The 15687-nt window shown below is 57.4% G+C and carries 11 protein-coding genes, 1 tRNA gene and 1 pseudogene; all 13 read left to right on the forward strand.

The window, feature by feature from the left end:
* Positions 1 to 244 (forward strand): annotated as a pseudogene (locus APH35_RS26470) (hypothetical protein); the annotation flags it as partial.
* 54 nt (positions 245 to 298) lie between these two features.
* A tRNA-Trp gene (locus APH35_RS26475) sits at positions 299 to 374 on the forward strand.
* A gap of 44 nt (positions 375 to 418) precedes the next feature.
* Entirely contained in the window at positions 419 to 787 is a 369-nt protein-coding gene (secE, locus tag APH35_RS26480) for a preprotein translocase subunit SecE (RefSeq protein WP_003257081.1), read from the forward strand.
* Positions 788 to 796: 9 nt separating this feature from the next.
* Positions 797 to 1330 (forward strand): transcription termination/antitermination protein NusG, encoded by a 534-nt coding sequence (gene nusG, locus APH35_RS26485; RefSeq protein ID WP_003255501.1) that lies wholly within the window; start codon positions 797 to 799, stop codon positions 1328 to 1330.
* 119 nt (positions 1331 to 1449) lie between these two features.
* Positions 1450 to 1881, forward strand: coding sequence for a 50S ribosomal protein L11 (rplK, locus tag APH35_RS26490; protein WP_003255500.1), 432 nt, complete (start codon positions 1450 to 1452; stop codon positions 1879 to 1881).
* Entirely contained in the window at positions 1881 to 2576 is a 696-nt protein-coding gene (gene rplA / locus APH35_RS26495) for a 50S ribosomal protein L1 (protein ID WP_012270232.1), read from the forward strand. The genes rplK and rplA overlap by 1 nt, the downstream gene beginning before the upstream one ends.
* A 197-nt stretch (positions 2577 to 2773) precedes the next feature.
* Positions 2774 to 3274, forward strand: coding sequence for a 50S ribosomal protein L10 (rplJ, locus tag APH35_RS26500; RefSeq protein ID WP_003255497.1), 501 nt, complete (start codon positions 2774 to 2776; stop codon positions 3272 to 3274).
* 77 nt (positions 3275 to 3351) lie between these two features.
* Entirely contained in the window at positions 3352 to 3717 is a 366-nt protein-coding gene (rplL, locus tag APH35_RS26505) for a 50S ribosomal protein L7/L12 (protein WP_003255496.1), read from the forward strand.
* A 219-nt stretch (positions 3718 to 3936) separates the two neighbouring features.
* The gene (rpoB, locus tag APH35_RS26510) at positions 3937 to 8010 is read left to right on the forward strand and encodes a DNA-directed RNA polymerase subunit beta (protein ID WP_060515770.1); all 4074 of its coding nucleotides are present in this window, start codon (positions 3937 to 3939) and stop codon (positions 8008 to 8010) included.
* Between the two features lie 64 nt (positions 8011 to 8074).
* Positions 8075 to 12274: a DNA-directed RNA polymerase subunit beta' gene (gene rpoC, locus APH35_RS26515; protein ID WP_012270234.1), complete on the forward strand. Its 4200-nt coding sequence runs from the start codon at positions 8075 to 8077 to the stop codon at positions 12272 to 12274.
* A 211-nt stretch (positions 12275 to 12485) separates the two neighbouring features.
* Positions 12486 to 12857 (forward strand): 30S ribosomal protein S12, encoded by a 372-nt coding sequence (gene rpsL / locus APH35_RS26520; protein ID WP_003255492.1) that lies wholly within the window; start codon positions 12486 to 12488, stop codon positions 12855 to 12857.
* Between the two features lie 106 nt (positions 12858 to 12963).
* Complete coding sequence (rpsG, locus tag APH35_RS26525; protein ID WP_003246741.1) at positions 12964 to 13434, forward strand: 30S ribosomal protein S7; 471 nt, start codon at positions 12964 to 12966, stop codon at positions 13432 to 13434.
* A 30-nt stretch (positions 13435 to 13464) separates the two neighbouring features.
* A complete protein-coding gene (gene fusA, locus APH35_RS26530) occupies positions 13465 to 15609 on the forward strand; it encodes an elongation factor G (RefSeq protein ID WP_012270236.1) in 2145 nt (714 codons plus the stop codon).
* Positions 15610 to 15687: the final 78 nt, after the last annotated feature.

Raw genomic sequence — 15687 nt, forward strand, 5'->3', positions numbered from 1 at the left:
AGAAGAAGGCGGTCGTCACACTCCGTTCTTCAAAGGCTACCGCCCTCAGTTCTACTTCCGTACCACTGACGTGACCGGTAACTGCGAACTGCCGGAAGGCGTTGAAATGGTAATGCCAGGTGACAACATTCAGATGACTGTTACCCTGATCAAGACCATCGCAATGGAAGACGGTCTGCGCTTCGCTATCCGTGAAGGTGGTCGTACCGTCGGCGCCGGTGTCGTAGCAAAAATTATTGAATAAGTAGTTGATTTACTTGATCAGGCCGGTATAATTGCCGGCCTGATACAGCGTTACAGGTCAGTAGCTCAATTGGCAGAGCGACGGTCTCCAAAACCGTAGGTTGGGGGTTCGATTCCCTCCTGACCTGCCATTTCACTTCGGTGTGATGGCTTTCTTCTTACAGGATCCTCCTCGATGACTCCCAAAACTGAAGCCCAAGAATCGCGTTTTGATCTGTTCAAGTGGCTGGCTGTAGTGGCTTTGGTGGTTGTTGGTGTTGTGGGTAATCAATACTACTCCGCCTCTCCAATCCTGTATCGCGTTCTCGCACTTCTCGTCCTGGCTGCTGTCGCGGGCTTTGTAGCTCTGCAGACTGCGAAGGGCAAGTCGTTCTTTGCGCTTGCGAAGGAAGCTCGTACCGAGATTCGTAAAGTCGTGTGGCCGACCCGCCAGGAAACCACCCAGACCACGCTGATTGTCGTGGCTGTTGTGCTGGTTATGGCACTGCTGCTGTGGGGTCTTGATTCCCTGCTCGGCTGGGCGGTCTCCTTGATCGTTGGCTAAAGGTGTCCCGTGGCTAAGCGTTGGTATGTTGTGCATGCTTACTCGGGTTACGAGAAGCATGTAATGCGCTCCCTGATTGAGCGCGTCAAGCTGGCTGGCATGGAAGACGGTTTCGGCGAGATCCTGGTCCCGACCGAAGAAGTCGTCGAAATGCGCAACGGCCAGAAGCGCAAGAGTGAGCGTAAATTCTTCCCTGGCTATGTATTGGTCCAGATGGAGATGAACGAAGGGACTTGGCACTTGGTCAAGGATACCCCTCGTGTGATGGGCTTTATCGGTGGTACTGCAGATAAGCCTGCGCCGATCACTGATAAAGAAGCTGAGGCTATCCTGCGTCGTGTTGCCGACGGCAGCGACAAGCCGAAGCCGAAGACGCTGTTCGAGCCAGGTGAAGTGGTTCGAGTCATTGACGGTCCGTTCGCTGACTTCAATGGTAGTGTCGAAGAGGTTAACTACGAAAAGAGCCGCCTGCAGGTTGCAGTGCTCATTTTCGGTCGCTCTACTCCGGTGGAGCTCGAGTTCAGCCAGGTCGAAAAGGTCTAGGCGGACGAAGCATCCCAAACCCCGCAGCCCTGTGTGTTGCGGGGTTTTGTCGTCACTGGGATAAAACGCAAGTCATCCGGGGAGCCATCAGGCGTTTGTACCCGATTTTGGAGTAGCTCATGGCTAAGAAGATTCAGGCTTACATCAAGCTGCAAGTTAAGGCCGGCCAGGCCAACCCAAGCCCACCCGTTGGTCCAGCACTGGGTCAACATGGTGTGAACATCATGGAATTCTGCAAGGCCTTCAACGCCCGTACTCAGGGTCAAGAAGCCGGCCTGCCGACTCCAGTGATCATCACTGTCTACAGCGACCGTAGCTTCACCTTCGAGACCAAGAGCACCCCTGCCTCGGTTCTGCTGAAGAAAGCTGCTGGCCTGACCAGTGGTTCGGCTCGTCCGAACACCGTTAAAGTCGGTACCGTTACCCGTGCTCAGCTGGAAGACATCGCCAAAGCTAAACAGGCTGATCTGACTGCCGCTGACCTGGATGCTGCTGTACGCACTATCGCTGGCTCTGCCCGCAGCATGGGCCTGAACGTGGAGGGTGTGTAATGGCTAAGCTGACCAAGCGCCAAAAGGCAATCGCCGAAAAAATCGAAGCAGGCAAGTCCTACAACTTCGAAGAAGCGGCAACTCTGCTGGCTTCGCTGCCTGCTGCCAAGTTCGTCGAGTCCTACGACATCGCCGTTAACCTCGGTGTTGACCCGCGTAAATCCGACCAGGTCGTACGTAGCGCTACTGTGCTGCCACACGGCACTGGTAAGACCGTTCGCGTTGCTGTCTTCACCCAGGGTCCAGCTGCTGAAGCCGCTCTGGCTGCCGGCGCTGACCGTGTAGGTATGGACGATCTGGCTGCCGAAATGAAAGCCGGCGACCTGAACTATGACGTCGTCATCGCATCGCCTGATGCCATGCGCGTTGTAGGTCAACTGGGTCAGGTTCTGGGTCCTCGCGGCCTGATGCCTAACCCGAAAGTTGGTACCGTTAGCCCAGACGTAGCCACTGCCGTGAAAAACGCCAAGGCTGGTCAGGTTCGCTACCGTACCGACAAAAACGGTATCATCCACACTTCCGTTGGCAAGGTCGGCTTTGAAGCTGGCAAGCTGAAGGAAAACGTTGAGGCCCTGATCGCTGATCTGAAGCGTATCAAGCCAGCTTCTTCGAAAGGTATCTACGTCAAGCGCGTTACCCTGAGCACCACCATGGGCCCAGGTCTGGTCATCGATCAGAGCTCGCTGAACGTGTAAGAACATGGCGGCGCGACCAGTCGCGCCGCCAGCAAAAATTGGGGTCCCTGCCTGGCGGGGGCTATCCAAGACCGTAGGCGGCGCAAGCCTTAAAACACCAGCCCACGCAGATGGTGCTCCCGATTCGTTACCGAATCAGACACCAAAACGACATCCGGCTTCGGCCAGATGAAACGGTAAAAACCAGGAGTAAACCCGTGGCAATTAAACTCGAAGACAAGAAGGCCATCGTCGCTGAAGTCAACGAGGCTGCCAAAGTCGCTCTGTCCGCTGTCGTGGCCGATGCCCGTGGTGTGACTGTAAGCGCAATGACCGGACTCCGTAAAGAGGCCCGCGAAGCTGGCGTTTACGTACGTGTTGTACGTAACACCCTGCTCAAGCGCGCTGTTGAAGGCACCGAATTTTCGATCCTCAACGACGCGTTCAAAGGCCCGACCCTGATTGCTTTCTCCAACGAACACCCGGGCGCTGCTGCTCGTCTGTTCAAAGAGTTCGCCAAGGGTCAGGACAAGTTCGAGATCAAGGCAGCTGCGTTTGACGGCAATTTCATTGCAGCGAACCAGATCGACGTGTTGGCTACCCTGCCGACCCGCGACGAAGCTATTGCACGACTGATGAGCGTTATCCAAGGCGCCACCAGCAAGCTGGCTCGTACTCTGGCAGCCATTCGCGACCAGAAAGAAGCTACCGCTGCCTAAGGCACGCGAACTCTTTCAAAATCATACGTTTAATTTGATGGCTGCGTAGGCTGTCACCCCAATACAGGATTTAAGTCATGTCTCTGACTAACGAACAAATCATCGAAGCAATCGGCCAGAAAACCGTTCTGGAAGTTGTTGAGCTGATCAAAGCAATGGAAGAAACCTTCGGCGTTACCGCTGCTGTTGCCGCTGCTGGCCCAGCTGCTGCTGCTGCCGTTGTTGAAGAGCAGACCGAGTTCAACGTTGTTCTGGTTGAAGCCGGCGACAAGAAAGTGAACGTGATCAAAGCCGTTCGCGAACTGACCGGTCTGGGCCTGAAAGAAGCCAAAGAGAAAGTCGATGGCGCTCCTCAGGTAGTAGCTGAAGGCGTTTCGAAAGAAGCCGCTGAAGACGCTAAGAAGAAGCTGGAAGAAGCAGGCGCCAAAGTCGAGCTGAAGTAATCTCGACTGTGCGATGCCAGCCTGAGCGTTGAGCGAAGGCTGATGGCTGGTGGCTTATGCCACCGGCCTTTTTCCGTTATTGGTGGCCGGTCAGGCCGGTCCCGATAACGAGCTGCAAGACACCCATGTGGGTGGCGCAAACCAAGGGGTTTGCACGATTTTCTGGCTGCTCCCGCCGGGAGAAGCCAAACAAGCAGGTGACCAAGCTGGGGAACGCTGATGGCTTACTCATACACTGAGAAAAAACGTATCCGCAAGGACTTTAGCAAGTTGCCGGACGTTATGGATGTGCCTTACCTCCTGGCCATCCAGCTGGATTCGTATCGCGAATTCCTGCAAGCGGGAGCATCCAAGGATCACTTCCGCGACGTCGGCCTGCACGCGGCCTTCAAATCGGTATTCCCGATCATCAGCTACTCCGGCAATGCTGCCCTGGAGTACGTAGGCTATCGCCTGGGCGAGCCCGCCTTCGATGTGAAGGAATGTGTCCTGCGTGGCGTGACCTTCGCGGTCCCACTGCGGGTCAAGGTGCGCCTGATCATCTTCGACAAGGAATCGTCGAACAAAGCGATCAAGGACATCAAAGAGCAAGAAGTCTACATGGGTGAAATCCCCCTGATGACTGAGAACGGTACCTTCGTTATCAACGGTACCGAGCGTGTGATCGTTTCCCAGCTGCACCGTTCGCCTGGTGTGTTCTTCGACCACGACCGTGGCAAGACTCACAGCTCCGGCAAGCTGCTGTACTCCGCTCGCATCATCCCTTACCGCGGCTCCTGGCTGGACTTCGAGTTCGACCCGAAGGACTGCGTGTTCGTGCGTATCGACCGTCGCCGCAAACTGCCGGCCTCGGTGCTTCTGCGCGCCCTGGGTTACAGCACTGAAGAAGTGCTGAACACCTTCTATACCACCAACGTGTTCCACATTTCCGGCGAGAAACTCAGCCTGGAACTGGTGCCGCAGCGTCTGCGTGGTGAAGTTGCAGTCATGGACATCCATGACGAAACCGGCAAAGTCATCGTTGAGCAAGGCCGTCGTATCACCGCGCGCCACATCAACCAGCTCGAAAAAGCCGGCGTCAAGCAGCTGGACGTTCCAATGGAATACGTCCTGGGTCGCACTACCGCCAAGGCTATCGTGCATCCGGCTACCGGCGAGATCCTCGCTGAATGCAACACCGAGATGACCACCGAACTGCTGATCAAGGTCGCCAAGGCGCAGGTTGTCCGTATCGAGACCCTGTACACCAACGACATTGATTGCGGTCCGTTCATCTCCGACACCCTGAAGATCGACACCACCAGCAACCAGCTGGAAGCTCTGGTCGAAATCTACCGCATGATGCGTCCAGGCGAGCCGCCAACCAAGGATGCAGCCGAGACCCTGTTCAACAACCTGTTCTTCAGCGCCGAGCGTTACGACCTGTCGGCCGTAGGCCGCATGAAGTTCAACCGTCGTATCGGTCGTACCGAGATCGAAGGTTCGGGCGTGCTGAGCAAGGAAGACATCGTCGAGGTCCTGAAGACCCTGGTCGATATCCGTAACGGCAAGGGCATCGTCGACGACATCGACCACCTGGGTAACCGTCGCGTACGTTGCGTCGGCGAAATGGCTGAAAACCAGTTCCGTGTTGGCCTGGTGCGCGTCGAGCGTGCGGTCAAGGAACGTCTGTCGATGGCAGAAAGCGAAGGCCTGATGCCGCAAGACCTGATCAACGCCAAGCCGGTTGCGGCGGCGGTGAAAGAGTTCTTCGGTTCCAGCCAGCTGTCCCAGTTCATGGACCAGAACAACCCGCTCTCCGAGATCACCCACAAGCGCCGCGTTTCCGCACTCGGCCCTGGCGGTCTGACCCGTGAGCGTGCCGGCTTCGAAGTCCGTGACGTACACCCGACCCACTACGGCCGTGTGTGCCCGATCGAGACCCCTGAAGGTCCGAACATCGGCCTGATCAACTCCCTGGCGGCCTATGCCCGCACCAACCAGTACGGCTTCCTGGAAAGCCCGTACCGCGTGGTGAAGGAAGGCGTTGTCAGCGACGACATCGTGTTCCTGTCGGCCATTGAAGAAGCGGATCACGTCATCGCCCAGGCTTCGGCCGCGATGAACGAGAAGAAGCAACTGATCGATGAGCTGGTAGCTGTTCGTCACCTCAACGAATTCACCGTCAAGGCGCCGGAAGACGTCACCCTGATGGACGTTTCGCCGAAGCAGGTTGTTTCTGTTGCTGCGTCGCTGATTCCGTTCCTTGAGCACGACGACGCCAACCGTGCATTGATGGGCTCGAACATGCAGCGTCAGGCTGTACCGACCCTGCGTGCTGACAAGCCGCTGGTAGGTACCGGCATGGAGCGCAACGTTGCCCGTGACTCCGGTGTATGCGTGGTTGCTCGCCGCGGTGGTGTGATCGATTCGGTCGACGCCAGCCGTATCGTTGTTCGCGTTAACGACGACGAGGTGGAAACCGGTGAAGCAGGTGTAGATATCTACAACCTGACCAAATACACCCGTTCGAACCAGAACACCTGCATCAACCAGCGTCCGCTGGTGAGCAAGGGTGACAAGGTTCAGCGTAGCGACATCATGGCCGACGGCCCGTCCACCGACATGGGTGAGCTGGCACTGGGTCAGAACATGCGCATCGCGTTCATGGCGTGGAACGGCTTCAACTTCGAAGACTCCATCTGCCTGTCCGAGCGTGTGGTTCAGGAAGACCGCTTCACCACCATCCACATTCAGGAACTGACCTGTGTGGCGCGTGACACCAAGCTTGGCCCAGAGGAAATCACTGCGGACATCCCGAACGTGGGTGAAGCTGCACTGAACAAGCTGGACGAAGCCGGTATCGTTTACGTAGGTGCTGAAGTCGGCGCTGGCGACATCCTGGTCGGCAAAGTCACGCCAAAAGGCGAAACCCAGCTGACTCCGGAAGAAAAACTGCTGCGCGCAATCTTCGGTGAGAAGGCCAGCGACGTTAAGGACACCTCCCTGCGTGTGCCAACCGGCACCAAGGGTACTGTCATCGACGTACAGGTCTTCACCCGTGATGGCGTCGAGCGCGACAGCCGCGCCCTGGCCATCGAGAAGATGCAGCTGGACGAGATCCGCAAGGACCTCAACGAAGAGTTCCGCATCGTCGAAGGTGCAACCTTCGAGCGTCTGCGTTCTGCCCTGAACGGCCAGGTGGTCGACGGTGGCGCGGGCCTGAAGAAAGGCACCGTGATCACTGACGAAGTGCTGGGCGGTCTGGAGCACGGCCAGTGGTTCAAGCTGCGCATGGCTGAAGATGCACTGAACGAGCAGCTGGAAAAGGCTCAGCAGTACATCGTCGACCGTCGCCGTCTGCTGGACGACAAGTTCGAAGACAAGAAGCGCAAGCTGCAGCAGGGCGATGACCTGGCGCCGGGCGTACTGAAGATCGTCAAGGTTTACCTGGCAATCCGCCGTCGCATCCAGCCGGGTGACAAGATGGCCGGTCGTCACGGTAACAAAGGTGTTGTCTCGGTAATCATGCCGGTAGAAGACATGCCGCACGATGCCAACGGTACTCCGGTTGACGTCGTACTGAACCCGCTGGGCGTACCTTCGCGTATGAACGTTGGTCAGATCCTTGAAACCCACCTGGGCCTGGCGGCCAAGGGCCTGGGCGAGAAGATCGACCGCATGCTCGAAGAGCAGCGCAAAGCCGCTGAGCTGCGCGTGTTCCTGACCGAGGTCTACAACGAGATCGGCGGTCGTCAGGAAAACCTCGACGAGTTCACCGACGAAGAGATCCTGGCCCTGGCCAACAACCTGAAGAAAGGCGTGCCTATGGCTACCCCGGTCTTCGATGGTGCCAAGGAACGCGAGATCAAGGCCATGCTGAAGCTGGCCGACCTGCCAGAGAGCGGCCAGATGGTGCTGTTCGATGGCCGTACCGGCAACAAGTTCGAGCGCCCTGTGACCGTTGGTTACATGTACATGCTCAAGCTGAACCACTTGGTGGACGACAAGATGCACGCGCGTTCCACTGGTTCCTACAGTCTGGTTACCCAACAGCCGCTGGGTGGTAAGGCGCAGTTCGGTGGTCAGCGTTTCGGGGAGATGGAAGTGTGGGCGCTGGAAGCATACGGCGCGGCATACACCCTGCAAGAAATGCTCACAGTGAAGTCGGACGACGTGAACGGCCGTACCAAGATGTACAAGAACATCGTGGATGGCGATCACCGTATGGAGCCGGGCATGCCCGAGTCCTTCAACGTGTTGATCAAAGAGATCCGTTCGCTCGGTATCGATATCGATCTGGAAACCGAATAACACGTGACGCGAAGGGGAGTGGGGCAGGTAATGCCCGCTCCCTGCTCCGCCAGGAGGAAAGGCCTTGAAAGACCTACTGAATTTGCTGAAAAACCAGGGTCAAGTCGAAGAGTTCGACGCCATCCGTATCGGTCTGGCGTCGCCTGAAATGATCCGTTCGTGGTCGTTCGGTGAAGTTAAGAAGCCGGAAACCATCAACTACCGTACGTTCAAGCCTGAGCGCGACGGCCTGTTCTGCGCCAAGATCTTTGGCCCAGTCAAGGACTACGAGTGCCTGTGCGGCAAGTACAAGCGCCTCAAGCACCGCGGTGTGATCTGCGAGAAGTGCGGCGTTGAAGTTGCCTTGGCGAAGGTTCGTCGTGAGCGCATGGCGCACATCGAACTGGCCTCGCCAGTTGCTCACATCTGGTTCCTGAAATCGCTGCCGTCCCGTATCGGCTTGCTGATGGACATGACCCTGCGTGACATCGAGCGCGTGCTCTACTTCGAGAGCTATGTCGTTATCGATCCGGGCATGACCACCCTGGAGAAGGGCCAGCTGCTGAACGATGAGCAGTACTTCGAAGCGCTGGAAGAGTTCGGTGACGACTTCGACGCCCGCATGGGTGCCGAGGCTGTCCGCGAGCTGCTGCACGCTATCGACCTGGAGCACGAGATTGGCCGCCTGCGCGAAGAAATTCCGCAGACCAACTCGGAAACCAAGATCAAGAAGCTGTCCAAGCGCCTGAAGCTGATGGAAGCTTTCCAGGGCTCGGGCAACCTGCCTGAGTGGATGGTCCTGACCGTCCTGCCAGTGCTGCCGCCGGATCTGCGTCCGCTGGTACCGCTGGATGGTGGCCGCTTCGCGACCTCCGACCTGAACGACCTGTATCGTCGGGTGATCAACCGTAACAACCGTCTGAAGCGCCTGCTGGATCTGTCGGCGCCAGACATCATCGTGCGCAACGAAAAGCGCATGCTGCAGGAAGCGGTCGACGCCCTGCTGGACAACGGCCGTCGCGGTCGCGCCATCACTGGCTCGAACAAGCGTCCGCTGAAGTCCCTGGCTGACATGATCAAAGGTAAGCAAGGTCGTTTCCGTCAGAACTTGCTCGGTAAGCGCGTGGACTACTCCGGTCGTTCGGTAATTACCGTAGGCCCGACCCTGCGTCTGCACCAGTGCGGTCTGCCGAAGAAGATGGCCCTCGAGCTGTTCAAGCCGTTCATTTTCGGCAAGCTTGAAATGCGTGGTCTGGCGACCACCATCAAGGCTGCCAAGAAGATGGTCGAGCGCGAGCTGCCAGAGGTGTGGGACGTTCTCGCCGAAGTGATTCGCGAACACCCCGTACTGCTCAACCGTGCACCAACACTGCACCGTCTGGGTATCCAGGCCTTTGAGCCGGTACTGATCGAAGGTAAGGCTATTCAGCTGCACCCGCTGGTCTGTGCCGCGTACAACGCCGACTTCGACGGTGACCAGATGGCTGTTCACGTGCCGCTGACGCTGGAAGCCCAGCTCGAAGCGCGCGCGCTGATGATGTCGACCAACAACATCCTGTCGCCAGCCAACGGTGAGCCAATCATCGTTCCGTCGCAGGACGTTGTACTGGGTCTTTACTACATGACCCGTGAAGCCATCAACGCCAAGGGTGAAGGTCGCGTATTTGCCGACCTGCAGGAAGTCGACCGCGTATTCCGCGCCGGCGAGGCTGCCTTGCACGCGAAAATCAAGGTTCGTATCAACGAAACCGTGAAAGATCGTGATGGCAGCGTGACCAAGAACACCCGCATCGTCGACACCACCGTTGGCCGTGCGCTGCTGTTCCAGGTTGTACCGGCAGGTCTGCCGTACGACGTGGTCAACCAGCCGATGAAGAAGAAAGCGATCTCCAAGCTGATCAACCAGTGCTACCGCGTGGTGGGTCTGAAAGAGACCGTCATCTTCGCTGACCAACTGATGTACACCGGTTTCGCTTACTCCACCATCTCTGGCGTGTCCATTGGTGTGAACGACTTTGTCATCCCTGATGAGAAAGCGCGCATCATCAACAGCGCTACCGATGAAGTGAAGGAAATCGAGAGCCAGTACGCTTCCGGCCTGGTAACCCAGGGCGAGAAGTACAACAAAGTCATCGACTTGTGGTCCAAGGCGAACGACGAAGTGTCCAAGGCGATGATGGCCAACCTCTCGAAAGAGAAGGTCATCGACCGCGAGGGCAAGGAAGTCGAGCAAGAGTCCTTCAACTCGATGTACATGATGGCTGACTCGGGTGCGCGGGGTTCTGCGGCCCAGATCCGTCAGCTGGCCGGTATGCGTGGTCTGATGGCCAAGCCGGACGGCTCGATCATCGAGACGCCGATCACTGCGAACTTCCGTGAAGGTCTGAGCGTACTTCAGTACTTCATCTCGACTCACGGTGCTCGTAAGGGTCTGGCGGATACCGCCTTGAAGACTGCTAACTCCGGTTACCTGACTCGTCGTCTGGTAGACGTGGCGCAAGACCTGGTCGTGACCGAGATCGACTGCGGCACCGACCATGGCCTGCTGATGACTCCGCACATCGAAGGCGGTGACGTTGTAGAGCCGCTGGGTGAGCGTGTACTGGGTCGTGTAATCGCCCGTGACGTATTCAAGCCAGGTACCGAAGATGTCATCGTTCCAGCCGGTACGCTGGTCGACGAGCAGTGGGTCGAATTCATCGAGCTGAACAGCATCGACGAAGTTATCGTACGCTCGCCGATCAACTGCGAAACCCGCTACGGCATCTGCGCCAAGTGCTACGGTCGTGACCTGGCGCGTGGTCACCAGGTGAACATCGGTGAAGCTGTCGGCGTTATCGCTGCGCAGTCGATCGGTGAGCCGGGTACCCAGCTGACCATGCGTACGTTCCACATCGGTGGTGCTGCAAGCCGTACTTCGGCAGCTGACAGCGTCCAGGTTAAGAACGGCGGTATGGTGCGTCTGCACAACCTGAAGCAGGTTGAGCGTGCCGACGGCAACTTGGTTGCTGTATCGCGTTCCGGTGAGTTGGCCATCGCCGACGAATTCGGTCGTGAGCGTGAGCGTTACAAGCTGCCTTACGGTGCGGTGATTTCGGTCAAGGAAGGTGAAAAGGTCGAAGCTGGCGCCATCGTCGCCAAGTGGGACCCGCACACCCACCCGATCGTTACCGAGCTGAAAGGTACCGTGACCTTCGTGGGCATGGAAGAAAACATCACCATCAAGCGTCAGACCGATGAGCTGACCGGCTTGACCAACATTGAAGTACTGGACGTCAAGGATCGCCCTGCCGCAGGCAAGGAAATCCGTCCGGCAATCAAGATGGTCGATGCCAATGGCAAGGATCTGTACCTGCCTGGTACCGACGTACCGGCTCAGTACTTCCTGCCAGCCAACGCCCTCGTTGGTGTGGCTGACGGTGCCCAGATCGGTGTTGGTGACGTTATCGCGCGTATCCCGCAAGAAACGTCGAAGACCCGTGACATCACCGGTGGTCTGCCGCGCGTTGCCGACTTGTTCGAAGCGCGCCGTCCGAAAGAAGCCTCGATTCTGGCTGAAGTCAGCGGCACCATCGCATTCGGTAAAGAGACCAAGGGCAAGCGTCGCCTGGTAATCACTCCGACCGACGGTAGCGATCCGTACGAAGAGCTGATTCCGAAGTGGCGCCACCTGAACGTCTTCGAAGGTGAGCAGGTAAACCGCGGTGAAGTTATCTCCGACGGCCCGAGCGATCCGCACGACATCCTGCGTCTGCTGGGTGTGAGCGCGCTGGCGAAGTACATCGTCAACGAGATCCAGGACGTTTACCGTCTGCAAGGCGTGAAGATCAACGACAAGCACATCGAGACCATCCTGCGTCAGATGCTGCGCAAGGTCGAGATCTCCGAGTCGGGCGATTCCAGCTTCATCAAGGGCGACCAGATGGAACTGACTCACGTACTGGTCGAGAACGAGCGTCTCGCCGGCGAGGACAAGTTCATCTCGAAGTTCACTCGCGTGCTGCTGGGTATCACCAAGGCGTCGCTGTCGACCGAATCGTTCATCTCCGCGGCTTCCTTCCAGGAAACCACCCGCGTACTGACCGAAGCGGCGGTAACCGGCAAGCGCGATTACCTGCGCGGCCTGAAAGAGAACGTGGTCGTGGGTCGTCTGATCCCGGCTGGTACTGGTCTGGCCTACCACAGCGAGCGCAAGCGTCGCCGTGATGCCGACAAGCCGCTGCGCGTAAGTGCCAGTGAGGTGGAAGCCGCACTGACCGAAGCGCTGAATTCCAGCGGTAACTAAGTACAGGGCAGGGCCCCGACCAGCCTCGAACGGGCATCGGCGACATAAAATGTTGCCGATGATCGGGCGGGGTTGGTCGGGGCCTCGTCTTGACTGGGTGCAAGATCCTCTTTAGACTTTTGTACCCTTAAATTTGGTGAGGCTCCGTCTCGCCAATTTTTGGCTTTCTTGCAAGACAATAGAGTCGCAAGACAATCAGTGGAGCTAGTAGATGGCAACTATCAACCAGCTGGTACGTCAGCCGCGTAAGCGTTCGGTCGAGAAGTCCGACGTTCCTGCGCTGCAGAACTGCCCGCAACGTCGTGGCGTGTGCACCCGTGTGTACACCACCACGCCGAAAAAACCTAACTCGGCACTGCGTAAAGTATGCCGTGTGCGTCTGACCAACGGTTTCGAGGTTTCCTCGTACATCGGTGGTGAAGGCCACAACCTGCAAGAGCACAGCGTCGTCCTGATCCGTGGCGGCCGTGTAAAAGACTTGCCAGGTGTTCGTTACCACACCGTTCGCGGCTCTCTGGATACTTCGGGCGTTAAAGGCCGTAACCAGGGTCGTTCGAAGTACGGTACCAAGCGTCCGAAGTAATCGGCCGTTTGCAGGCATCCATTTTTTTGAGTCGATAAGAGTAAGGTCGGGCAGGGGTCGAAGACCCACGTCCCGGGCTAACCTGAAGACCGTTTGAGGGCTTATCATGCCAAGACGTCGTGTAGCAGCAAAACGTGAGATCCTTGACGATCCGAAGTACGGATCCCAGATCCTCGCCAAGTTCATGAACCACGTGATGGAAAGCGGCAAGAAGGCCGTAGCCGAGCGCATCGTTTACGGTGCCCTGGATACCGTCAAAGCACGCAAGAACAGCGACCCCCTGGAAATCTTCGAGAAAGCTCTCGACGCCATCGCTCCGCTGGTCGAAGTTAAGTCCCGTCGTGTAGGCGGTGCTACTTACCAGGTTCCGGTTGAAGTTCGTCCATCCCGTCGTAACGCTCTGGCAATGCGCTGGCTCGTAGACTACGCCCGCAAGCGCGGCGAGAAGTCGATGGCTCTGCGTTTGGCCGGCGAACTGCTGGATGCTGCCGAAGGCAAGGGTGCTGCAGTCAAGAAGCGTGAAGACGTTCACCGTATGGCTGAAGCCAACAAAGCGTTCTCGCACTACCGCTTCTAATTCAAGCATCAATCATTTTGCGAGGGCTTTATGGCTCGTACTACAGCAATTAACCGCTACCGTAACATTGGTATCTGTGCCCACGTTGACGCGGGCAAGACCACCACTACCGAGCGGATCCTGTTCTACACAGGTCTGAGCCACAAAATGGGCGAGGTGCATGACGGCGCCGCGACCACCGACTGGATGGTGCAGGAGCAGGAGCGGGGTATCACCATTACCTCCGCTGCCGTTACCACCTTCTGGAAAGGCTCCGTTGGTCAGTATGACAACTACCGTGTAAACGTCATCGACACCCCCGGCCACGTTGACTTCACCATTGAAGTAGAGCGTTCGCTGCGCGTACTCGACGGCGCGGTCGTTGTGTTCTGCGGTACCTCCGGTGTTGAGCCTCAGTCCGAAACCGTATGGCGTCAGGCCAACAAATACGGCGTTCCACGTGTTGTTTACGTGAACAAGATGGACCGTGCCGGTGCAAACTTCCTGCGCGTCGTAGGTCAGATCAAGAACCGTCTGGGTCACACCCCGGTTCCTGTTCAGCTGGCCATCGGTTCGGAAGATAACTTCCAGGGTCAGGTCGACCTGATCAAGATGAAGGCTATCTACTGGAACGACGACGACAAGGGCACCACCTATCGCGAGGAAGAAATTCCTGCCGATATGCTGGAGCTGGCTCAAGAGTGGCGCTCCAACATGGTTGAAGCGGCTGCCGAGTCCAGCGAAGAGCTGATGAACAAGTACCTGGAAGGCGAAGAGCTGACCGTCGAAGAGATCAAGGCCGGTCTGCGCGCGCGCACCCTGGCCAGCGAAATCGTACCGGCCGTCTGCGGTTCGTCGTTCAAGAACAAGGGCGTTCCCCTGGTTCTCGACGCCGTCATCGACTACCTGCCTGCTCCGACCGAGATCCCTGCAATCCAGGGTATCAATCCGGACGACAAAGAGCTGGACAAAGAAGATCCGGCTGTTCGTAAAGACGTGCGTCACGCTGACGACGACGAGCCGTTCTCGGCTCTGGCGTTCAAGATCGCGACTGACCCGTTCGTGGGTACTCTGACCTTCGTTCGCGTCTACTCGGGCGTTCTGACCTCTGGTGACTCGGTCATCAACTCGGTCAAAGGCAAGAAAGAGCGCGTTGGCCGTATGGTGCAGATGCACGCCAACCAGCGTGAAGAGATCAAGGAAGTGCGCGCTGGCGACATCGCCGCACTGATCGGTATGAAGGACGTGACCACGGGCGAAACCCTGTGCAACGCCGACAAGCCAATCATTCTTGAGCGTATGGACTTCCCTGAGCCGGTTATTTCGCTCTCCGTAGAGCCGAAAACCAAGGCTGACCAGGAGAAGATGGGTATTGCACTGGGCAAGCTGGCCCAGGAAGACCCGTCGTTCCGCGTCAAGACCGACGAAGAGACTGGCCAGACCATCATCTCGGGCATGGGTGAGCTGCACTTGGACATCCTCGTTGATCGCATGAAGCGCGAATTCAACGTCGAAGCCAACATCGGCAAGCCGCAGGTTTCGTACCGCGAGAAGATCACCAAGTCCAACGTCGAGATCGAAGGCAAGTTCGTTCGTCAGTCGGGCGGTCGTGGTCAGTTCGGTCACTGCTGGATCCGTTTCTCGGAGCCAGAAGTCGACGAGAAAGGCAACATCACCGAAGGTCTGGTGTTCTCCAACGAAGTCGTTGGTGGTGTAATTCCTAAGGAATTCATCGCCCCGATCCAGAAGGGTATCGAAGAGCAGATGAAGAACGGCGTTGTTGCCGGCTATCCTCTGATCGGCCTGAAGGCCGCGGTATTCGACGGTTCGTACCACGACGTCGACTCCAACGAAATGGCGTTCAAGATCGCTGCTTCGATGGCGACCAAACAGCTGGCCACTAAAGGCGGCGGTGTGGTTCTCGAGCCGATCATGAAGGTCGAAGTTGTAACCCCGGAAGACTACCTGGGTGACGTGATGGGTGACCTGAACCGTCGTCGTGGTCTGGTCCAGGGTATGGATGAATCGGTCTCTGGCCGTGTCGTCCGTGCTGAAGTACCGCTCGGAGAAATGTTCGGTTACGCAACCGACGTTCGTTCCATGTCTCAGGGTCGCGCAAGCTACTCCATGGAATTCTCCAAATACGCCGAAGCTCCGTCGAACATCGTCGAAGCACTCGTTAAAAAACAAGGCTAATCCCCTTTAGGCAAGAGGTTCACTGTCGTGGCTAAAGAAAAATTTGATCGTTCCCTTCCCCACGTTAACGTCGGCACC

Origin of the sequence: Pseudomonas sp. NBRC 111132, from assembly GCF_001320565.1 — a bacterium.
Taxonomy (GTDB): domain Bacteria; phylum Pseudomonadota; class Gammaproteobacteria; order Pseudomonadales; family Pseudomonadaceae; genus Aquipseudomonas; species Aquipseudomonas putida_P.